The sequence below is a fragment of the Leptolyngbya sp. BC1307 genome (assembly GCF_002286735.1).
In the GTDB taxonomy this organism is placed as follows: Bacteria; Cyanobacteriota; Cyanobacteriia; order Phormidesmidales; family Phormidesmidaceae; genus Phormidesmis.
In genome coordinates, this window is sequence record NZ_NRTA01000014.1 from 1 (window position 1) to 21,504 (window position 21,504).

At 54.7% G+C, this 21,504-nt stretch carries 17 protein-coding genes; 8 read left to right on the forward strand and 9 right to left on the reverse strand.

Going from position 1 to position 21,504, the window contains the following annotated elements:
* Window positions 1-212 precede the first annotated feature (212 nt).
* Both CKL79_RS10025 and CKL79_RS10030 read right to left on the reverse strand, forming a co-directional pair.
* On the reverse strand, window positions 213-485 hold the full coding sequence (locus CKL79_RS10025) for a hypothetical protein (protein WP_121969450.1): 273 nt from the start codon (window positions 483-485) through the stop codon (window positions 213-215).
* A gap of 67 nt (window positions 486-552) precedes the next feature.
* The gene (locus CKL79_RS10030; protein ID WP_121969451.1) at window positions 553-1,257 is read right to left on the reverse strand and encodes a response regulator transcription factor; all 705 of its coding nucleotides are present in this window, start codon (window positions 1,255-1,257) and stop codon (window positions 553-555) included.
* 73 nt (window positions 1,258-1,330) lie between these two features.
* Between CKL79_RS10030 and CKL79_RS10035 the strand changes: the two genes are divergently transcribed.
* Together CKL79_RS10035 and CKL79_RS10040 are read left to right on the forward strand one after the other, a co-directional pair.
* Window positions 1,331-1,921, forward strand: coding sequence for an NUDIX hydrolase (locus CKL79_RS10035; protein ID WP_240518778.1), 591 nt, complete (start codon window positions 1,331-1,333; stop codon window positions 1,919-1,921).
* Between the two features lie 140 nt (window positions 1,922-2,061).
* The gene (locus CKL79_RS10040; protein ID WP_121969452.1) at window positions 2,062-2,703 is read left to right on the forward strand and encodes a peroxiredoxin; all 642 of its coding nucleotides are present in this window, start codon (window positions 2,062-2,064) and stop codon (window positions 2,701-2,703) included.
* Between the two features lie 179 nt (window positions 2,704-2,882).
* Here CKL79_RS10040 and CKL79_RS23845 read toward each other — a convergent pair whose 3' ends face one another.
* From CKL79_RS23845 to CKL79_RS10065, 6 genes are all read right to left on the reverse strand, one after another.
* Complete coding sequence (locus CKL79_RS23845) at window positions 2,883-3,458, reverse strand: TAXI family TRAP transporter solute-binding subunit (protein ID WP_240518779.1); 576 nt, start codon at window positions 3,456-3,458, stop codon at window positions 2,883-2,885.
* An 11-nt stretch (window positions 3,459-3,469) separates the two neighbouring features.
* On the reverse strand, window positions 3,470-4,231 hold the full coding sequence (locus tag CKL79_RS23850) for a TAXI family TRAP transporter solute-binding subunit (protein WP_240518780.1): 762 nt from the start codon (window positions 4,229-4,231) through the stop codon (window positions 3,470-3,472).
* 24 nt (window positions 4,232-4,255) lie between these two features.
* Window positions 4,256-5,743, reverse strand: coding sequence for a carotenoid oxygenase family protein (locus CKL79_RS10050; RefSeq protein ID WP_121969453.1), 1,488 nt, complete (start codon window positions 5,741-5,743; stop codon window positions 4,256-4,258).
* A 76-nt stretch (window positions 5,744-5,819) separates the two neighbouring features.
* Window positions 5,820-7,265, reverse strand: a complete 1,446-nt coding sequence (locus tag CKL79_RS10055; protein ID WP_121969454.1) for an ATP-binding protein — start codon at window positions 7,263-7,265, stop codon at window positions 5,820-5,822.
* A gap of 29 nt (window positions 7,266-7,294) precedes the next feature.
* Window positions 7,295-7,900, reverse strand: coding sequence for a Uma2 family endonuclease (locus CKL79_RS10060; protein ID WP_170944026.1), 606 nt, complete (start codon window positions 7,898-7,900; stop codon window positions 7,295-7,297).
* A gap of 365 nt (window positions 7,901-8,265) precedes the next feature.
* A complete protein-coding gene (locus CKL79_RS10065; protein ID WP_121969456.1) occupies window positions 8,266-8,946 on the reverse strand; it encodes a response regulator transcription factor in 681 nt (226 codons plus the stop codon).
* A gap of 252 nt (window positions 8,947-9,198) precedes the next feature.
* On the opposite strand from CKL79_RS10065, the gene CKL79_RS10070 reads away from it, so the two are divergent.
* The 5 genes from CKL79_RS10070 to CKL79_RS10090 all read left to right on the forward strand — a co-directional run bounded on the left by CKL79_RS10070 (window position 9,199) and on the right by CKL79_RS10090 (window position 17,225).
* Entirely contained in the window at window positions 9,199-9,801 is a 603-nt protein-coding gene (locus tag CKL79_RS10070) for a fasciclin domain-containing protein (protein ID WP_121969457.1), read from the forward strand.
* 229 nt (window positions 9,802-10,030) lie between these two features.
* Entirely contained in the window at window positions 10,031-11,131 is a 1,101-nt protein-coding gene (gene gcvT / locus CKL79_RS10075) for a glycine cleavage system aminomethyltransferase GcvT (RefSeq protein WP_121969458.1), read from the forward strand.
* Between the two features lie 166 nt (window positions 11,132-11,297).
* Complete coding sequence (gcvH, locus tag CKL79_RS10080; protein WP_121969459.1) at window positions 11,298-11,693, forward strand: glycine cleavage system protein GcvH; 396 nt, start codon at window positions 11,298-11,300, stop codon at window positions 11,691-11,693.
* Between the two features lie 121 nt (window positions 11,694-11,814).
* Complete coding sequence (gene gcvP / locus CKL79_RS10085) at window positions 11,815-14,814, forward strand: aminomethyl-transferring glycine dehydrogenase (RefSeq protein ID WP_121969532.1); 3,000 nt, start codon at window positions 11,815-11,817, stop codon at window positions 14,812-14,814.
* 29 nt (window positions 14,815-14,843) lie between these two features.
* Complete coding sequence (locus CKL79_RS10090) at window positions 14,844-17,225, forward strand: prolyl oligopeptidase family serine peptidase (RefSeq protein ID WP_121969460.1); 2,382 nt, start codon at window positions 14,844-14,846, stop codon at window positions 17,223-17,225.
* A gap of 10 nt (window positions 17,226-17,235) precedes the next feature.
* Here the strand turns inward: CKL79_RS10090 and CKL79_RS10095 are convergent, their stop codons facing one another.
* The gene (locus tag CKL79_RS10095) at window positions 17,236-18,390 is read right to left on the reverse strand and encodes a quinone-dependent dihydroorotate dehydrogenase (RefSeq protein WP_121969461.1); all 1,155 of its coding nucleotides are present in this window, start codon (window positions 18,388-18,390) and stop codon (window positions 17,236-17,238) included.
* Between the two features lie 231 nt (window positions 18,391-18,621).
* Here CKL79_RS10095 and CKL79_RS10100 point away from each other — a divergent pair, with 231 nt between their 5' ends.
* The gene (locus CKL79_RS10100) at window positions 18,622-21,363 is read left to right on the forward strand and encodes a GAF domain-containing protein (RefSeq protein ID WP_121969462.1); all 2,742 of its coding nucleotides are present in this window, start codon (window positions 18,622-18,624) and stop codon (window positions 21,361-21,363) included.
* The last annotated feature ends 141 nt before the right edge of the window (window positions 21,364-21,504 follow it).

A 21,504-nucleotide genomic window follows, 5' to 3' on the forward strand; every position in this document is an offset into this window, starting at 1 on the left:
TGATTGCGGCCCTCTACAATCATGAACGCACGATAGCCGCTTGGTAGTCTCAGCGAGGCGCGTTAGTCTATCACATAATCATTTCTGCAAGAGGTCTTATGAGGTCGATATGTTGCCGGTTGTAAAGCGTGCTGCTGATGACAATTGCGGGACGTTTTTTGACCGTGCTCTGATCCGTGAAGGGAAAAGGAACCAAAAGCACATCGCCAAAACTATAGGTCATTATAAATATCGTCCTCTGAGTTGTCCCAAACCGTTGCCAGAGAGGGCTCAGAGAGTTTAGCGGCTGATGCCACTAGCAAGGCATCTCCGCCACTGACGGCGGGTGATTGAACGATTTCTTCGAGAGCGGGGCCACCATTCGTTATCTCTAGCCAGGTGACCAGCGCCTTCCACACAGCAGGCTTGATCTGAATAGCTATTTGCTGTCCTTGGGCGTCTGTGACGAATTGCGCTGATTTCAACGCATCAAGCAGAGTAGTCATAACGTTAGCTGCGCGCTTGACAGATGAGAACATCTTAGCCCAGCAATCAGTGCATCAGTCCGCAGCGTCAAGTTGTGACTAATCCATTCTCCAGCGCATAACGTACCAGCTCAGTTCGGCTGTTGGTACCGGTTTTGCCAAACAGACGGCTGACGTATTTTTCTACGTTGCGTACGGTGGTCCCCAAGCGGCTGGCAATTTCCTTGTTCATCAGCCCTTCGGCGACTAAGTTGAGCACATCCTGCTCGCGCGGGGTGAAGTCGATGCGGATGCCGCTGTTGTTTTGCTTGATCATGCTGCCGCGCTGAGTCAGCAAGGCTTTGATTTCTTCAATTTGCCGGGCCATCGTTGCGATGTCTGGTGTTTCGGAAGGGTCAGGGGCTTGGGCAGCGCGCCGCTCGATCAGGCTGGTGAGAATGGCGACGAGTTCTTCGGGGTCGAAGGGTTTGGCGAGGTAGGCGTCGGCTCCGGCCTGGTAGCCTTGAATGCGATCGCTCGTCATGCCGCGCGCTGTGAGAAACACGACCGGCAGTGCCTGAAACCGCGCATCTTCTCGCACCTGTTTGAGGAATTGATAGCCGTCTACCTGCGGCATCATGATGTCTGAAATTAGCACCTGAGGCGTTTCTTGCTGCAAGAGATCCCAGCCTTCAGCCGCGTTGCCGGCTACGCGCACTTCAAAATTGCTGTCTTCGAGGTAAGCCTGCACCGACTCTCTCAGGCCGGGTTCATCGTCTACGAGCAAAACTTTACTGTTGGGAGTATCTGCCATGGTGTCTTTAATATGGGCTCTGTGATATGGGTTGTGTGTAGATCATACCGCTATGCTAACCGCCGCCAACGCTATGCCCAGCCAAAAAGCCTCTCAGTCATTGCCCCAGTCATCGATGCAGTCATCGATAAAAAAGTGGACAACCTTCAGCTCTAAGCTAGTCTTCGATCACCGTTGGTATCGACTCAGGCAAGATACGGTGGCCCTGCCTGATGGCCAAGTCGTCGATGACTATTTCGTCAGCCTGCGGCCCGATATCGCCACGGTGCTGCCGATTACAGCCGACGGGCAGGTCGTTTTCGTGCGGCAGTATCGCCACGGTGTGGGTGAGATTTTACTGGAGTTGCCAGCGGGCACCTTCAACCCCAAGGAAGAACCGCTGGCCGTCGCTCAGCGCGAGCTAGCGGAAGAAACGGGGTATGTGGGGGAGGAATGGGAGGCGATCGCCACCTTTTATAACAACCCCGTCAAGCAAAATAACCGCATCCATCTATTTAAAGCTCAGCCCGTCAGGTTAGCTGGCCCGCAGCAGCTAGACGCCACCGAGGAGATTGAAGTTGTGCTCAAACCCATAGCGGCGATTCCGGCCCTGATTGCCTCAGGCGAAATTTGCGTAGCGGGCACTATTACCGCACTAGCGCTGGGGCTATCGTTCCGGTTTTAAGCACGCTATTATAAATAAATCTACTAAACTCCGACCGGAATACCGGGGATTATGGCAAAATTTACTGAGAAGTTTTCTGCCGCCCTCAGGTCAGGCAGTCAGTAAACCACACAAGCTCATCAACTTAGGTAACTCAACATATGGCACTTCAACTAGGCGATCAGGTTCCCGATTTTACGCAAAATTCCTCAATGGGCGACATCAACTTTTACGAGTGGGCAGGCGATAGCTGGGTAGTCCTTTTCTCTCACCCGGCTGACTACACCCCTGTTTGCACCACCGAATTGGGTTTGGTCGGTCAGCTCCAGGACGAATTTAAAAAGCGCAACGTCAAGACTATGGCGCTCAGCGTCGATGGCGTCGAGTCTCACAAAGGCTGGATCAACGACATCAACGAAACGCAAAGCACCAACATCAACTACCCCATCCTGGCTGATGACGACAAGAAAGTCGCCACCCTGTATGGCATGCTGCACCCCAACTCCAGCACCGGCAATACGCTGACCGTGCGTTCTGTATTTGTGATCGACCCTGACAAAAAGCTGAAGCTCACGCTTACCTACCCAGCTAGCACTGGCCGTAACTTCGATGAGATTTTGCGGGTGATCGATTCTCTCCAGCTGACGGCGTATGAGAGTGTTGCGACCCCCGGCAACTGGAAAGATGGTGACGATTGCGTCGTGGTGCCTTCTATCTCTACTGAAGATGCCAAGAAGAAGTTTCCTAAAGGCGTGACAGAAATTAAGCCTTATCTGCGGATGACGCCTCAGCCGAATAAGTAGGCCAAATAAAAAGGAAAGCGTAGTCCCCTCAGATTGACAGGACTAAGGCTATTAAAAGACGTGGCGCGCTATGAGTACTCACCTCAGCGCGCCACGTTTGTTGTTTGAAGCCATTAGGCCATTGGCAACCAGGCTGAAATCAGCTAGCCTGAGCCAAAGGGCACGACAGTAGTTTGCCTCTACCCTTCTTCCATTGCTGCGCGCGCTTCCCGATGAATAGTCATCTCCTGGTGGTACAGGGTGGTCATGGCGACCTCCCAGGGGAACGTAAATGACTGGAAAGATTCAGGAGAGATTTTGTCAACGTCCAGGTCAATAACAACTCGCCGCAAAATAGAAAATAGCTGCTGCCGTAGAGTCTGGAGTTCACCGATGGTGGTAGCTTGCTCAACCGCTGCTATGAGTGACAAAATCTCTAGATTATAGCTGTCGGCTCGATTTTTTTGATGGCCAATCAGCCATAGGCGAAACTGCCAGATCCCCGAAGCTGTCAGAATGCTCACAGACAGCAAGAACCCCATCGTCTCGGCATATTCTACAAAGAAAGGAGGATTGTCTTGTGTGTAGTAAGACCGGGCTCCCGGATGCAGCGGGAAGCCTAGATTTTGACTGGCCTGAGGTGATTGAATACTCGCTGCCCGAGGATTGATTGCGATCAGCTCGTTGCGATGCTCGTATAGCATCTGAGTGATGGTTTTAACGATCTCGGGAGCCGCCTCTTCGTGAGCGACCAGCAACGCACTGACCGCGACCACCGGTAGATCTTCTAACGGTATATGGGCGCGCCGCCATCGTAACTGCCCTGGGGAATGACGGTAGGCTCCAAATAGGGCTGAGTCAGCTTTAGTGCGCCAATTTGCTCAATGGGAACCAGATCGAATTGGCCGGTTTTGAGCAGTTCGCCAATAGCTGGGTTGCCCAGGCCGATAATGCGAAACAGGGCATCGCCCTCTCCCTGAGGCAGGGCGGCATAGGCGTCGGCGGGAGCTAGGGGCTGAGCGGTCAGGTCTTGGGCTGATAGGTCATAGTGGCCGGCTAGCGGCCAAAATAGTTGGTAAGAGCCGCTGCCAACGGGCATCAGGGCGACGCGCTTGCCTTTGAGGTCGGCCATGCTGGTGATGTTGGCATCTCTATTGGCAATCAGGTGAAATATCTCGGGGTAGAGCTGGGCGACGGCCTGAACTGCTGGCTGCACGGGCGTGTCGCTTTGCACTAACGCCATGTCTGATGTGTGGGCCTGCACACTGTCCATATTTTGGGTAGAGCCGGGAGAGACCAGTACCTCTATGCGAAGGTTGGGTGCGTGCTTTTGCGTGACCTGAGCGATCGCTTCCCCAAACGCATAGTATTCACCCGTCTCCTCACCGGTCGCTAGCCGCACGACGGAGATTTGCTGGCGCGATCGCAGCAACAGCGCCGCACATACGCCTGCCGCAATCACACTGACGCTCAGTAAAACAATCCGTAGCGCTCTTCCCCCCTGAGCGCTGCCGGGAATAGCTGACGATTTCGCTTGTCTATCGCGCATAGCCCCGCTCCTTCCTGACCGCCTTTAAGCTATTTGCCAAGTCCCGTGAAACCCAAGTGGCACTACGCCTGGCAGCGCCAACCGACATACGGGTTCACCCAGCTCCGCCGCAAAAATCCACAGTTCGCTTCGATCATCAGCGGCACTGTACACCACGGTCAGCAGCCAGCCTTCTTCAGGATTTAGCCGGTCAGCGACGTGCAGCGGCTCTGTTCCGTAGTAGCCTGCGCCCAAATCAGCCTCGGTCAAGCGGCCCGTACTGTAGTCAAATCGGCCAATTGCCCCAAACCAGTCTTGCCCAGTGCTCACCCCTAGCCGGTGCATTAGCACATAGGTCTGCTGCCAGGGCTGACCGACTTGAGCAGCAGGCACTTGCGGAAACTCGCAGTCACGATCTAGCACTCGCTCATTGCTGAGAATGTGACCGGTTTGAGGGTTTAGCCGTAGCTGCCACAGACTGCCGTAAGCCGTCGTTTTTATCTGCCCTGACGGAACTTCTCGTAGCGCCTCGTTGATCTGAGGGAAATCGTCAAATCGGGCAAAATCCATTCTTACAGTGCCATCCTCTTCCAGACAGCCGTTGCCAAAGTGCCACTGAAACCAGGGCTCGGCCCGTTCTTCAGAGACGATTTCCAAACTTTCACGGTCAACAACGATCACGCGCGTACCGCGATCGCTCCTCCACCGCATAGAGTCTGCATAGCTACGGCGATTCAGCAGCAGCGGCAGCATCTCTACGGTGACCGGTGAAACGAGAAAGACCAAATAAGACCCCGCCATCACGAAGCTATGCACCAGCGGCACATCTTTTAGCGGAATGGTGGTTTGGCGGATGAGATTGCAGGCGCGATCGCAGCGATAAATAGCCAAATTGCACTGCGGGGTTACCCCAATGCTATAAATTTCGCCGCTGAGCGGATCGCGTAGGGGATGCGCTGAAAAAGGCTGACCTTTTTTGAGCCAGCCTAAAGACTCCCGCCCAAAGGTCTCCAGCGTCTCTAGATCCAGGCTGTGAGGATTACCCGCTTCCCACAGCGCCAGCAGCTTATTCGGCAGCGCCAGCACAGAGGTATTGGCCGAATTTTTGATGCTGGTACTGTTGATCAATCCCCAGATGTGTTCCCACAGCGGGCCAGGATAGCGCATCCCATAGTTGCCATAGAGAAATTTATCGGCCTTGCTTTCTGCCTGATAGCCCTCGGTCTGCACATAGCGATAGGTGCCGGTTGCGCCTGTATCGGTCAGATTCACTCGCAGAATGGCCCCGTCGCCATCAAACCAGTGACCCACGGGCTGACCGCCACGCTGCAGACGACCGGTGCCATTTTGGTAGAGCGTGCCGCGTAGCCCGGCAGGAATGCGGCCAGAGATGATCTGTAGTGGGGTGGTGGCAAATTCTGAAGCGGGCTGAGCCAGGCTCTTGTGCCAGGGCTGAGGAGCGGGCGTCGCGCCGGTAGTGCGTTGGCTAGTGCGTTGGCTTGCAGGCGAAGGAGAAGCGGTGGTCGCGGTCATAAAAACAACGGGAGATTATGCTTTTAAAGGTAGCAGACGGCGATTTCTTTAGCTGTTTGCAAACGCAGTGATCCGGCTACTGAATCGGCAGACTGAGGGTAAAAGCGGTTTGCCCTTTGGGCGTGCTATTCAGGCGCAGCTCACCCTTGTGAGCGCGGGCAATTTCTCGGGCAAGGCTGAGCCCCAGACCAAATCCTTCTCGCTTACGGTTGCGAGAGAGATCGCCCCGATAAAAGCGATCAAACAGGCGATCGCGCTCCTCTACCGGAATATCTCTGGAGGCATTCGCTACGGTCACCTGCACGCTGTTTCCCTGCTGTCGCCCGACAATGGACAGCCATCGCATGGCCTTGCCCTCCGGTAAGTTGTACTTAATGGCGTTGTCGATCAGGTTTTGTAAGACCTGAGTGAGCAGATCGCGATCGCCCCGTATTTTCAGCTCTCCATCCAGCTTGACTTCTACCGGCAGGGCCGGGTCTAGCAGCTCAATATCTTCTATCAGCAGCGTTAAAATCTCCTCAACATCCACTATCTCTCGCCGCATACTAATCTGCCCTGCATCGGCTAAAGAGAGCAGCAACAGCTTACGCACAATCACGCTCAGCCTGGCCACTTCGTCTAGCAGCTGGCCCAAACTTTGCTGCAAGGCCGAGCCGGGTTCAGCTTGCTGCATGGCTAGCTCTAGCTCGCCGCGCAAAATTGCCAGCGGCGTTTTGAGTTCGTGAGCCGCATCGCCGCTAAAGCGAGAAGACTGCCTGAAGCTGCGCTCCAATCGCGTCAGCATTTGGTTAAAGACTTCAATGAGTTCAACAAATTCGACATCGGCACTGCCCACGGGCACCTGTTGATCGAGCCCGGTCGCCGTCACCTGCTGAATGACGTTAGTGAGCTTACGCACTGGTCTGAGCGCACTGCCCGACAGCACCCAGGCCCCTACTGCAATCATCATTAACGTGCTAGGAATCGCTACCAAAAAGATGTTGCGAATCACCGCCATGTCTTGATCGATGGTTTGCAGACTGACGGCGATCGCTGCCTTCCCCGCTTCCGAGTTAATTATCCCGATGCGCCAGCTGCCTGTGGCTGTGCTGCGAGTCGAGACTTGGGTGGGGCTGCTACTTGGTGTGGGGCTCGCGGGCTCTGGACTTTTTTCCTCTTTGTCAGCCAGTTCGCTGCCTACGGCTGTTAGCATCAGGTCAATCTCTAGTGCGACATTGCCGAGCCGAGCTTCACTGACCGAATAGTGCAGCGTTCTGCCTTTCTCATCTACTGCCAATAGGGTGATCGGAGTGTCAATTTGGGTTTCTAGTTCGCGCGGCAGCTCTTGGGTAAAATTTTGCCACCAGAGGGGCGATCGCCGCGCTGCCATCCGCTGCAGTTGACTATCGAGCTTGGCATCTAGGCTGTTTACCTTCGCCACATAAATCAGCCGCCAGGCCACCAGCCCAAAGCCCACCAGCGCCCCACCTGCCAGTGCCACCGCCATCAGCGCAATCCGTAAGCGAAAAGACCTCAGCTTCACCTCAATTCTTTCCTCTATCTTTTTGCGCTCTAAACATCTCCTGCTGACAGCATCTGCGCAGCGGTTAGTCTCAATCGAGGAAATACCTCTGAACAAACGCTTTCATTAGCTTGATACGAACTTTCTATGTAAACGCCACCCTCTAAAATCAGCACCGTTACCTGCTGACGATGGCGAGCAATAATCCAATATTCAGGAATTTCTAAGTCCTGGTACTGCTGTCGTTTCCATTCGTAGTCACGGCGATAGTTATCACTGCGTTTACTCCCCGGGCTCACGACTTCGGCCACAAAAGCGGGCGCTGGCATCTCCAAAAGCACTGCGCTCTTCTTCAAAGCGGCCATCAGGCCGATATGCGCTGGCCGCAACACCACTACGTCTGGTTGACGATTGACCCTACCGTCACCGACAGGATGAACCTGGATTTCAGTTGAGGCGGTTCTCACGAGTGTTCTGGGTGTCACGAACTGGCCTAAAACAAAGAGTAGTTCAGTCGCCACTCTGATGTTTTCTTCATCTTCTGGCGGCAATTCTACGACCTCTCCGTTGCTCAGCAGGCGAAAACTTCCATCCGAGCCCAGGTCAGATGCTAGATATTCTCGGTATGTGCTGTAGCGGACGGATGTATAGGTCACAACTGGGATCGAGCCCCTTAGCACTACTGGATGAAGTATAGCAAAGCGGTTTTGAGGAGCGATCGCTCGTCGTCGCTTTCTCTATTGGATTAAAGCTTCGGGCATCCCCTACGCATCCCCTATGCATGGCGTCGAATAGCTGCATTCCTGATACGGACTCTCTAATCTTCGTAGGACTCACCGTCGAATAGACAGTTAGCTTATGGCCACTACCGACAAAATCTTTGTCCATCTGCGAGTGCCACCCTTGGACTGGGATTTCGTCAGTACAGCTAGGACAGTAAATCTGCTCAAAATTACAGTCACAGTCCCAAAAAATAGCTTCTCTAGCAGTGATGGTTGTGACAATAAGTCCCACCCAAACTTCACAGCGAGTCCGCCTGCCTGAACCGATACCCTACCCCCCGCACGCTTTCAATCCAGCGGTTTTGACCTTCCATATCAATTTTTTTGCGCAGCCGCTGAATGCACACGTCTACGACGTTGGTGCTGGGGTTGAAGTCATAGCCCCAGACGTGCTCTAGCATTTGGGTGCGGGTGAAGACTCTGCCGGGCGATCGCATCAAATATTCCAGCAAATTAAACTCGCGGGTCGTTAGCTCTACTGACTGCTGATCACACATTACCGTGCGCGTAATCCGGTCCAGCTTGAAGGGGCCTACCGTCACCAGGTTTTGCCCTTCGCCCGCGCTGCGGCGCACCACCGCATACATACGCGCCACCAGCTCCTCTACGAAAAAAGGCTTAGCAATATAGTCATCGGCTCCCAAATTCAGCCCATGCAGGCGATCGTCTAGCTCATTGCGCGCCGTTAGCAAAATGACCGGTGTGTTGCGACCGGCCTGCCGCAGATGCTTCAAAATGAACAGCCCGTCTTTTCCCGGCATCATGATGTCGAGCAAAATTACGTCGTATTCGTTTTCGATAGCTTTTTCGTAGGCCATGTCGCCATGATCGCAATAGTCCACTACAAACCCATGCTCTTTTAATCCCACCTGCACAAAGCTGGCAATCTTAGGCTCATCTTCTACAAATAGAACGTGCATAGGTGTCTAATCCTCAGACTCTAAAAAATACGGCGCTTTATGAATAAATATTAGCGGCTGCTCATTATTAGACGGCCTGCACCTCAAATGCCGAGTCGCTTTATGAGAAATATTACAAAGATGTAATCAAAAAGCAGGGGGATTGTTAACTTTCCCTGCTTCTAATGAGGAGAACGGATGGCTACCTGCCCAATTAGACAGGTTCAGGACAGAGCTATCCAAAAACTCCACTTGCTAACTTAGAAGACAACTATGCGTTTTTCGATCTCCACCAAATCTCTCAAGCAGTTTGCCGGCGTTGCCGCTGCGCTATTGATCCTTCCAGTCGCCGTCTCTTGCGCCGGTGATCCGGCAGAGGATACTGCCGTTGTAGATCCTATCGAAATGCCCGAAGGCGATGCGGCGACTGACACAGCCGCTACTGGCGAAACCATCGTAGACGTTGCTGCTGCCAACGGCTCATTCGAGACCCTGGTGGCTGCTGTTCAGGCTGCTGGTTTGGAAGAAACGCTCAGATCAGAAGGCCCCTACACCTTATTTGCGCCTACCGATGAAGCATTCGCCGCACTACCCGAAGGCACCATCGAGAAACTACTCCTACCTGAAAATCAGGAAGTGCTGACCCAAATTCTCTCTTATCACGTCATTCAAGGCGCTGTCCCCTCGTCTGATATTGAAAGCGGCGCAGTGAGCACTGTCGAAGGGGCAGATTTAAACATTGCTGCCGATGCAGATGGCGTCATGGTGAATGACACGGCAACCGTTATCGAACCTGATGTCATCGCTGATAACGGCGTCATTCATGTGATCGATACTGTGCTGCTACCGCCTGATCTTGATCTCGCTAGTCTCTAGATGCGGGCCATTGCAGACTATCGCGTTGGCCTGCAGAACTGACTGACGAAAAGGCCGCCGGAGAAAAGCTTCTCTGGCGGCCTTTAGCTATGTTTAAATCGTCTTAAATCGTTCTTCATGGCTCAAAAGTACATGAGCCTGTTCAATAGACGGTTTAATAGTAGGCAGCAAATAGACATCAAAACTTCACCTTTGCCTCTTTTCAAAAACATCCTCTCTATAGGCCGCTATGACGACCCTGCTACGTACTCCTCTGCACCCGATCTGCCTCCAGCAAAAAGCCAAAATGACTGGTTTCTCTGGCTGGGAAATGCCCGTACAGTTCAGCGGTATTTTGCAGGAGCACCAGGCAGTTCGTCAGTCAGCCGGAGCTTTTGATATTTCTCATATGGGCAAGTTTGTGCTCACTGGGGCAGATGTCTTGGGTGCCCTGCAGCAAATCGTCCCTTCTGACTTGGCCCGGCTAACCCCCGGCAGAGCCCAATACACGGTTTTTCTCAATGAGCAGGGGGGTATCATTGACGATCTGATTGTCTATCATCAGGGGCAAACTGGCGGTCAGCAAAAAATTACTCTGATTGTAAATGCAGGGACAACCGAGAACGATAAAATCTGGCTGCAAAAGCATCTGCCCGCCACTGTGCAGCTCCAAGATCTTTTGCTTGAGCAAGCGCTGATTGCCGTCCAGGGGCCAGCTGCCACCGCCCGACTTCAGCAGCTTTGCCCTCATGAAGATCTCCAGTCTGTCCCTCGCTACGGTCACTTGACCGGCGAGCTATTGGGTCAACCCGCCTTTTTTGCCAGAACCGGCTACACCGGAGAAGACGGGTTCGAGGTGATGGTGCCAGCGGCAGTCGCGGCAGACGTGTGGCAAGGGCTGATGGATTTGGGCGTGGTTCCTTGCGGGTTGGGCGCACGCGATACGCTGAGGCTAGAGGCATCAATGGCGCTGTACGGACAAGACATCACCGATACGACTACGCCACTAGAAGCAGGATTGGGCTGGCTGGTGCATTGGGATAAAACCGCTGACTTCATCGGTCGCGCTGTGTTGGAGCGGCAAAAGGCAGAAGGCTTAGAGCGCCGATTAGTTGGCCTCGTTCTAGAGGGCCGCAATATTGCTCGTCATGACTACCCTATTCTCAGCCAGGGCAAACCGGTCGGTGTTGTTACCAGCGGTACGCTTTCGCCCACGCTGGGCTTTCCGGTGGCCTTAGGCTACGTACCACCGTCTTTGGCAAAGCCCGGCCAGGTGTTAGAGGTGGCCATTCGCAGTAAAACTTTTCCGGCAACGGTGGTGAAGCGTCCGTTTTACAAGGCAGGTAAATAGAGTAAAGGACGCGCGGTGAGTTGCTTCACCCGCAAACTGCTGCGACACTATGAAATAATTTTGGCTGATACCTGTTTATCCTGAGACCAGCGGTGCAATACTGGCAGCATCCAATCACTGGAGTACGACCTGACTGACCTGATTATGGTCACCTTGAGGAAACATCATGGCGTTTGAATATCCTGACAATTTGCAATATCTGGACACTCACGAATATGCGCGGGTGGACGAGGAAGACAAAACGGTAACGGTGGGCATCACCGCGTTTGCTGTGGACCAGATGGGGGATGTCGTATTTTTAGAGCTGCCCGCTATTGGCGATACGGTGGAAAAGGGCGAAAACTTTGGCACGATTGAGTCGGTGAAGGCCGTCGAAGACCTGAAGTCGCCGGTCGATGGTGAGGTGCTAGAGCGCAATGAGGCGCTGATTGAGTCGCCTGAGCAGATTGCAGATGATCCGTTTGGCGATGCTTGGCTGATCAAAATACGGGCAGATGATCTTTCAGATTTGGACGATACGCTGTCGGCAGAAGAATATCAGGAGCAGGTGGAGGGGAGCTAGTAAGAATTCACTGTCACGAACAGCAGTGAACCGTTTTTTGTTACACAATACTAAGAGGACTGTGGGCGTAGCCTACCTATCAGGCGCGGCCCGTCAGCTCGCACTTTTTATCCCCGCTACCATGCCCTACGATCAGACCGCTCCGTCTCCTGAGGTTTTTACGTCAACCGCTCAAACTGTAGCCAGTACTGTGGTTGATGCCGTCAGCAGCATCTCGGCAACAGCAGATCGCTCGATCTGGACAGATCACCTTCCTGCGGATCGCTTCGTCCAGCGGCACCTCGGCCCGACTGCGTCCGATATTGATCAAATGCTGGCTGTCCTCGGCTTCGATAGCGTGGATGATTTGATTGCCGCTGCTGTGCCCGCTGGCATTCGGCTGAGCGAGCCCCTAAAGCTCCCCGCAGGGCTGACTGAGAGCGAGGCGCTAAACAAGATCGCTGATATCGCAGCGCTCAACCAGGTCTATCGCAGCTACATTGGTCTGGGGTACCACGGCTGCGTGACGCCGCCCGTCATCCAGCGCAACATTTTAGAAAACCCCGGCTGGTATACCCAATACACGCCCTATCAGCCAGAAATCTCTCAGGGACGGCTCGAAGCGCTGCTCAACTATCAGACGATGGTCAGCGACTTGACCGGGTTGGAAATTGCCAATGCTTCTTTGCTAGATGAAGGGACAGCGGCAGCAGAGGCCATGAGCATGAGCTATGGCCTGTGTAAAGACAAGAATGCCAAAGCGGCTAAGCGTTACTGGGTGTCTGCGAGTTGTCATCCACAGACGATTGAGGTGATTAAGACGCGATCGCACCCGCTAAATATAGAAGTTGTCATCGGTAACCATAGAGAGCCCAAAGCGCTAGCCGACGGCCCCTTCTTCGGTGCCCTGCTGCAATACCCTGCCACTGACGGCGCGATCTACGACTATACAGACTTCATTGAGCAAGCTCACGAGACAGGCGCGACCGTGACCGTCGCCGCTGACCTGCTCAGCCTTACCCTGCTCAAGCCCCCCGGCGAATTTGGCGCAGATATTGCAGTCGGCAACACGCAGCGATTTGGTGTGCCGCTAGGCTATGGCGGGCCTCACGCCGCCTACTTTGCCACCAAGCAAGCCTACGCACGCAAACTGCCGGGCCGTCTGGTGGGCGTTTCTAAAGACGCCAAAGGCGCACCCGCATTGAGACTAGCCTTGCAAACCCGCGAACAGCATATTCGTCGCGACTCAGCCACCAGCAATATCTGTACGGCTCAAGTGCTGCTTGCCATTATCGCCGGTACTTACGCGGTCTACCACGGCCCCGCCGGGCTTAGAGGAATTGCCACACGCACTCATCAGCTCACCAACGCGCTGGCAGACGGCTTGCGGCGGCTGGGCTACCCGCTGGGCACCGAACCCGTATTCGATACGCTCACAGTCGTCACTGGCGAGCAAACTGCCGATATTATCGCCCGCGCCGCCGAGCGTCAGGTCAATCTGCGCCTTGATCCGGTTCGGTCAGGTCAACCCCAGACTTTGGGCGTCTCCTTGGATGAAACGACTGGGCCAGCGCAGTTGGCTGAACTGCTGGCAATTTTTGCGGGTGACAAATCTGCGCCTGAGCTGGATTCTCTGCGAAGAGAGCCGCTGCCTGAGCCACTGCGACGCACTTCGCCCTACCTGACTAACTCCGTATTCAACCGGTATCACAGCGAAACTGAACTGCTGCGCTATCTGTACAGTCTGCAAAGCAAAGATCTCTCACTAGCCAATGCGATGATTCCCCTGGGATCTTGCACCATGAAGCTCAATGCCACCGCTGAAATGGTGCCGATTACCTGGCCAGCGTTTGGACAGATTCATCCCTTCGCCCCGCTCTCCCAGACCCAAGGCTATCAGGTTCTCTTCACCCAGCTAGAAGCGCAGCTAGCAGAAATTACGGGCTTTGCAGGCATTTCGCTTCAGCCTAATGCGGGCTCACAGGGAGAATATGCAGGGCTGTTGGTCATTCGTCAGTATCATGCGTCTCGGGGAGAGGGCGATCGCAATATCTGCCTGATTCCCCAATCTGCCCACGGCACCAATCCGGCCAGCGCAGTCATGGCCGGGATGACAGTAGTCGCCGTCAAATGCGATGACGACGGCAATATTGATGTCGAAGATCTGGCCGCTAAAGCAGAAAAACACCAGGACAGTCTGGCTGCGCTGATGGTGACCTACCCCTCTACCCACGGCGTGTTTGAAGAGAGTATCAAAAGCGTTTGCAAGATTATTCACAGCCACGGCGGTCAGGTGTATATGGATGGCGCGAATATGAACGCCCAGGTGGGCCTGTGTAGTCCGGGCGATATTGGCGCAGATGTCTGTCATCTCAATCTCCATAAGACTTTTTGCATTCCTCACGGTGGCGGCGGCCCCGGCGTTGGCCCGATTGGCGTTGCCGCTCACTTAGTCCGGTTTTTGCCCGGTCACAACTTGATTCCGACGGGCGGCGAGGAAGCTATTGGTGCCGTTGCTGCCGCGCCCTGGGGCAGTGCCAGCATCTTGCCAATTTCCTGGATGTACATTCAGATGATGGGAGCCGAAGGACTCAAGCAGGCCAGCGAGATTGCCATTCTCAGCGCCAACTACATCGCTAAGCGGCTGGAAGGCCATTACGATATTTTGTACAAAGGGGCCAGCGGGCTGGTCGCCCACGAGTGCATTGTCGATTTGCGAGGCTTCAAAAAAACCGCTCAGGTGAATGTCGATGATATTGCCAAGCGTCTGATTGACTACGGCTTTCACCCGCCCACCATGTCCTGGCCAGTAGCCGGTACCATCATGGTTGAGCCGACTGAGAGCGAAGCTTTGGGCGAACTAGACAGGTTTTGCGATGCCATGATCGCCATTCGCGCTGAGATTCAACAGATTGAGTCTGGCGAGATTGCCTCAGAAGAAAGTCCTCTGCACTACGCCCCTCACACCACCGCCGATCTCGTAGATGATTGGCAGCGGTCTTACTCACGCGCGCAGGCGGTCTTTCCGACGCAGTGGACTCGCGATCGCAAATTCTGGCCTGCCGTCAACCGCATCGATCAGGCGTTTGGCGATCGCAACCTAGTCTGCACCTGTCCCTCAATGGACGAATACGCCGACTAATTCCCCCTTCCCCTTTCCCCCTTTCCCCTATGACTCTTCCCGCTCAGGACACCTGGCAAACCCCCCCTGAGCCCATCGCCTCGATGCTCAACGCCCCACAGCTCCCCACCGTTGCCTTTTCCCCCAAGGCTGAGTGGATTGTTGAACTGGGCCAGGCAGAGCTGCCGCCGATAGAAGAATTGGCCGCGCCAAAAGTGGCGATCGCCGGTTTCCAAATCAACCCAAAAACCTGGGGGCCAGCCAAACCAAACTACTACCGTAGCCTGGCCATTCGCCGCCAAGAGGAAAAAACCGCCCGCCCTATCCAGCTCCCCCCTGATGCGCGCATTCGCAATTTAAGCTGGTCGCGGTGCGGCCAGTATCTTTGCTTTACGCATACAAAAATAGAGAATGAGGACAGCGGCATCAGTCTGTGGGTGCTCGACCTTAAAACAGCACAAGCCCGCGCCCTGACCGGCCTCATTCTCAATGCCACCTGTGGCAGCGTCGTCCGCTGGCTACCCGACAACAGCCTGATCTGCAAAGTCCGCATAGAGGTAGGCCCACCACCCAATCCGCCTAGCTTACCGGTCGGGCCGATTATAGAAGAAAATCTAGGCCGCACTGCGCCTGCCCGCACCTATACCAACCTGCTGACCAATCCTCATGACGAAAATCTGCTGGAGTACTATCTGACTTCGCAGCTCGTCCATCTCACCCTGACTGGCGAGCAAACCCCGATCACAGAACCTGACCTGTTCAAAAGCTTCTCGCCTTCTCCCGACGGTCAGTGGTTAATGGCAACCACCACCCACCGCCCCTTCTCCTATCAGGTACCGCTTTCTCGCTTTCCTGCCTGCACCAAGATTTTTAATTTGCAGGGCAAGCCTGTCTATACCGTGGCCGACTTGCCCCTGGCCGAAGAGATCTCCATCAATTTCGATTCTGTTCGAGACGGACGGCGAGCAACTGGCTGGCGTGCCGACAAACCTGCCACCCTGTATTGGATAGAAGCCTTAGACGGCGGCGATGCTCGGCAGGAAAGTGAGTATCGTGACAGTGTTTATACCCTCTCTGCTCCCTTCACCGATGCGCCCGCGCTGCTGTGGAAATCAACCTTACGATTTAACAGTCTGGTCTGGGGCAATGGCACAACAGCGCTAGCCTACGAAGCCTTTTACAGCAGCCGTCAGGTTCGCACCTGGCGACTCGCGCCCGACGACCGGCAAGCGACCCCTCTTTTATTATCAGAGCGCAACTTTCAAGATGCCTATAGCAATCCCGGTGAGCCTGTAACGACACCCGGCGAATATGGTTGGCAAACGCTGCTGCTCTCAGATCAAGGCGATATTTACTTTAACGGTCGTGGTGCTTCTGCAGAAGGGGTTCGTCCTTTCTTAGACAGGTTCAATCTGGCCAGCGGTGAAACAGAAAAACTGTGGCGATCGCCCCCCAACACCTTCTCTAGAGTGAGAAAAGTCCTCGACCCAGCCGCCAACCAGTTCATCATCCGTCAGGAGAGTAAAACCGCCCCTGGCAACTACTGGCTGCACGACCGTGACCAGTCTCAGACAGTTGCCCTGACTCATTTCCAAGATCCGCTGCCCTGGTACGAAGACATTCACAAAGAGATCGTGCGCTACCGCCGCACCGATGGCTTAGAGCTTTCCGCCACTCTCTACCTACCGCCTGGTTATGACCTGGAGCGCGACGGCCCGCTGCCCACTCTTTTGTGGGTTTACCCAGAAGAACACAAAAGCCGTCAGACTGCCAGCCAGGTCACTCGCTCAGAAAATACCTTTGGTAGACCCAGCCGAGCTTCAGTGATGTTTTTACTCACGCAAGGCTATGCGCTGCTCTCTGGGCCGACGATGCCGATTGTCGGCGAGGGCGAGATCGAACCTAATGACACCTATTTAGAACAGCTGATCGACAGTGCCACCGCTGCTGTCGATTATTTAGTTGAGCGAGGCGTCAGTGAGCCTGGTCGCTTGGCCATTGGCGGACATTCCTACGGCGCGTTTACCACCGCAAATCTGCTAGCTCATACCAATTTGTTTGCGGCGGGTATTGCTCGCAGCGGCGCTTACAACCGCAGTCTGACCCCTTTCGGCTTCCAAGGCGAACAGCGTCACTTTTGGGATGCTACCGATACCTACAGCCAGATGTCTCCCTTTTTCGCTGCCGACCAAATCAATCAGCCGCTGCTGCTCATCCACGGCGCTGCCGATAACAATGCGGGCACCTACCCTATTCAAACCGAGCGACTGTACGAAGCGATGAAAGGACTCGGCGGCACGGCGCGCTGGGTGAGCTTGCCCTACGAAGAACACGGCTACCGCTCTCGCGAAGCGGTCGGTCACGTTCTTTGGGAAATGGTGCGCTGGCTAGATACCTATCTCAAAAGAGAAGGTGAACCCATAGATTCATAAAGGCTATAGCTCAAACATGCGCTAGTCCGACAGCCTGAGAAAGGTGAGTCAAATTGTGATCGTCGAGTTTGTCCAGCAAGCCGCTCAAGATCTCTGTAACCATGGTTGGACCTTGATATACCCAGCCGGTATAGGTTTGCAGTAGAGAAGCGCCTGCCGTGATCTTGTCCCAGGCATCGTCAGCGTCAAAGATGCCGCCCACGCCAATAATTGGCAGTGTCCCCCGAGTCTGTTGATAAATTAGGCGAATGACTTCTGTAGAGCGCTGGGCGACTGGTGCACCGCTAATACCGCCTGCCTCGATGGTGACTGCTTTGCCGGTCGCTGCAATTGCTTGAGTCTTTAGGCCCTCTCGGCTGATGGTTGTATTGGTGGCGATAATACCCGCCAGCTTACAGACTTGGGCCAATTCGATAATCTCATGAATATCTTCGGTGGCGAGATCGGGCGAGATTTTTACTAGCAGCGGTTTGCTTTCGGTGTTGGCCGTTTGCAGCGTTTCTAAGATAGGCAGGAGCTGTTCTTTGGCCTGCAGCGATCGCAGTCCCGGCGTATTCGGCGAAGATACATTCACCACAAAGTAGCTTCCTTGTGTTTTCAGCAAATCAAAGCTCTGGCGATAGTCGGTGGCAGCTTCGGCTAGTGGTGTCTGCTTTGATTTACCCAGGTTAATGCCGATAGGGATGGGATAGCTGCCCTCAGGCCAGAGCTTGGCTAGCCGTTTAGAGAGGGCGGCTGCGCCCTGGTTGTTAAAGCCCATCCGATTGAGCGCGGCTTGGTCGGCAGGCAGACGAAACAGCCTGGGCTGTGGATTGCCCGGTTGGGGATGATAAGTGACTGTGCCGAGTTCTGCAAATCCGAACCCCAACAAAGGCCAGGCCCGAGCCGCTGTCCCATCTTTGTCAAATCCGGCAGCTAGCCCGAGCGGATTGTCAAAAGAGAGACCCCAGAGAGATTGGCGGAGACGAGGCGATCGCACCTCACACAAACCAGCGATCGCGGCTTGCGCTGCCAGCCGGGTCGGCTGATGAAAGATTGGCCCTCGATCCGGCTTAGTCGCGAGCCAGGCCAGTGCGTCAATCGTTTGACGATGGACAGTTTCGGGATCTGCCTTTAAAGCGTTAAATAATAGCGGTCGCAGGCCCAATCGGTAGAGCTGTTGCAAAAGAAACTCCCAAAAATAGCGCCCTGCAGGGGCAAAGTCACCATAGCAAAAATCGCCCAGATAGCGTTAGGTCAGGCGATCGCAAAGGGAACTATACGGGTATCAAGAAATCTACCTGTTTGCATCAGTGCTCTGTGCTTCTACGGGCTTAGTCTTCACCGTGACTGAGCTACCTTTTGACCCCCGCGATCTATTCCCTACCGGCTGAAGCCCGCAACGGCTCTGTTTTTCATGGTTAAGTCTACAGTTCACAGCGTTGACCCGCAGTCATCTCATCGCTTGAGTAAGCAAGATCTCAGCCAGGTATTGCCCGCTATCTGGGAGGCTGAAACGCTCGAAAGGTCGATTCAAACCGCGCTAGAGGCCATCCAAGCAGAGTTTGGCTACTCCCTGCTGTGGATGGGCCTGTATGATCGCTTTAACCATAAGCTCACCACCCGAGGAGTGCTCACCCAGGGCCCCCGGCGCTTTTCTCATACCTCTCTATCGCTGCATCCCGGCGATGTGCTAGAGCAGGTCATCATGCGGCAAAGGCCGATGGTGATTGCCGATATCCGCGCCGAATCTCGGGCCGGTGCCTGGGCCCGGATTGCCACCCTGTTTGAATTGCAGGGTACTGTCGTGCTGCCGATTCAGCGACGCGGCCTCTGCTTTGGGCTGATGGTACTGTGCTCGCGGCAGTGGGGAGCCACCCCTGGCATTTTAGAAAACTCCACGCTGCTGGCGATTAACAATGCTCTGGCCGAAGCCATTCACCAAAATGCCCTCGAACAGCAGCGGCAGCAGACCAAGCAACCCGCCAAACCGCTGCTAGCCCTACTGGGGTCGTTAGACAATCTGTCGGGGCTAGATGCCCGCCTGCAGCTGGTCGCTGAAGAAACTCAAAAGTTTGTCGGTGCGCCCGTCAGCATCTATTGGCTAGAGCTGCGAGGCCGCAATTTTTGGTGCCGGGTCGGCAAGCTCAAAGGCAAGCCCAACGCCACTTTACCGGTTAACGAAGTGCAGACGCTGTATCAGAGTCTCTGCGCCGAAGAAATGGTTGCCTTTGGGGAGATAGAGGGCTCATTAAAGGCGAGTATGGCCAGCCGACTGATGCAGCATCTCAGCGCCCAGTCGCTAATGGCTGCGCCGATTGTCTACCACAACGAGCTACAGGGGTTTATCAGCGTTGAAGGGGCAAATCCTCGGATTTGGAGCGAGGTCGAAAAAGAATATGTGCAGGGCGTCGCTCGGCTAATTGGGCTGGCAATGCCGATCGCCGAAATGGATGCTGCTCTGAGCCAGGTGAAATCTGACCATTTGCTCAGTGCTGGTGTGACTCGTAGTATTCACAGCGATCGTGACTGGCAGCATGTTTTGGGGCTGTGCGTAGAGCAGCTGGCCGCTCGCATCGGTACTGATCAGCTGCTGGTACTTAGCGCTAACCTGGATCGGGGCGGATTTGATCTGTGCTATCGCACGGGTCATGACGTTGGGCGAGCAGAGCACTGGCTGCCGCTAGACACCGTCGATGAAAAAATGCTCAAGCGGGCGCATTCTCCTGTCAGCATAGAGAGCTTAAGCAATGACCTGAAGTTTGCCGTCTGGCGATCGCACTTTCAGGCGATGGGTGTGGAGTCGCTACTGGTGAGCAGTACCTCACCGGGGCGCTTGCCTGAAGGGCTGATTATCGTCACCGACAAAATAGACCGGCGCTGGAGCCAAACCGAGCGCGAGCTGCTGCAGACCCTCAGCAGACAGATCGGGCTAATCTTGCACCAGTGGCAATTGCAGCGACAGACCGATCAGCAAGCTCAGCTGCACGAGACCTTTCAGTGGGGCATGCGCAGCCTGCAGCGGCTCTCTCATATTGACCACCTTGACCAATCTGCGACTCGTCACATTGCTCAGCTCTTGCATGTACCGCTCGTCGCTATCATCACCTGGGAGCACGGGGAGGCATTTGCCAAAGCCAGTCATGTGCTGGTGCAGAACAAAAGCTTTCAGCTAGATACCAACCGGCATATCTCTGTAGAAACGGATGCGATGCTCAATTGGGCGGTTTCTACTGAAGGATTACTGGCGCTGCGGCTAGAAGATCTCCCTACCGATGACCAGCAGTGGATTTCAGGCCCGGCGCAGGCGCAAATCTTAGCTATGGCCCTGCGGACTGCGCCTGAACATGAACCTAATGCAGTGATTGTGGTGGCTGATGGTGCCAGCCGCCAATGGTCAGAAGAACAGACAACGCTGCTCGCCATTGTGGTCAACCAGCTGGCCTGGTGCCGTCGCCATCTCAAGCTGACAGCTACTATGCTAGAGCGTCAGCAGCAGCTCACCCAGCTCAACTGGTACAAGCAACACCAGATCGAAGATCTCAACCGTGGCCTGAGAGACTGCCTGCAGCAGCTACGCCTACAGCCCAGCGCGGCAGATGCCCGGCGGCAATTGCTCTTGCAAAAGATGAACACTTTGGCTGAGCGGCTAGCTCATATTGCTGATCGCGAGCGCTGGGCAATTAAGATTCATGCTCAGAGCACGCCGATCATTAGCCTGCTAAAGCGAGCGATGACTCGGGCCAAGCCGCTGCTACAAGAGCGACAGCTATGGTCTAAGGTTCACTGCGAGAGCAACTTAAACATTTTCGGCGATATTACCAAGCTGGAGTTTGTGCTGTATGAGCTGATCGCCGAAGCCTGCGATCGCTCTCCGCTCGGCGATCGTATCGACATCTGGTGTCGCCCGGTCAACCAGCAGTGGATAGAAGTTTCGATTACCGATGAGGGCACCGTCGCCCCGCAGGTTTTGCAGGAGCTAGCCCAGGGACGCCCGGCAGATCTGCTTTCACCTTCTATTTTGCAACAGCCGCACCACAGCCACCTGTGGGTATGCCAGACACTAATGCAGCAGCTCGGCGGCGAATTTACCCTCACGCAAATGGAAGATGGTCGCACGCTAAGCCGGGTCATGCTGCCGCTAGGCGAAAAAGCCTGAACGCTTTTGAGGGGCGCTCTCCCATAGCCAGAGTCCGCTTTTCAGCTACATGGGTGCTTCTGAAGACTCTGGAAACTGGAAATTAACCACGTCCGGATCGCAGAGCGGTTCGCCAGTGGCTTTTGAATGCGCTATCCAGGC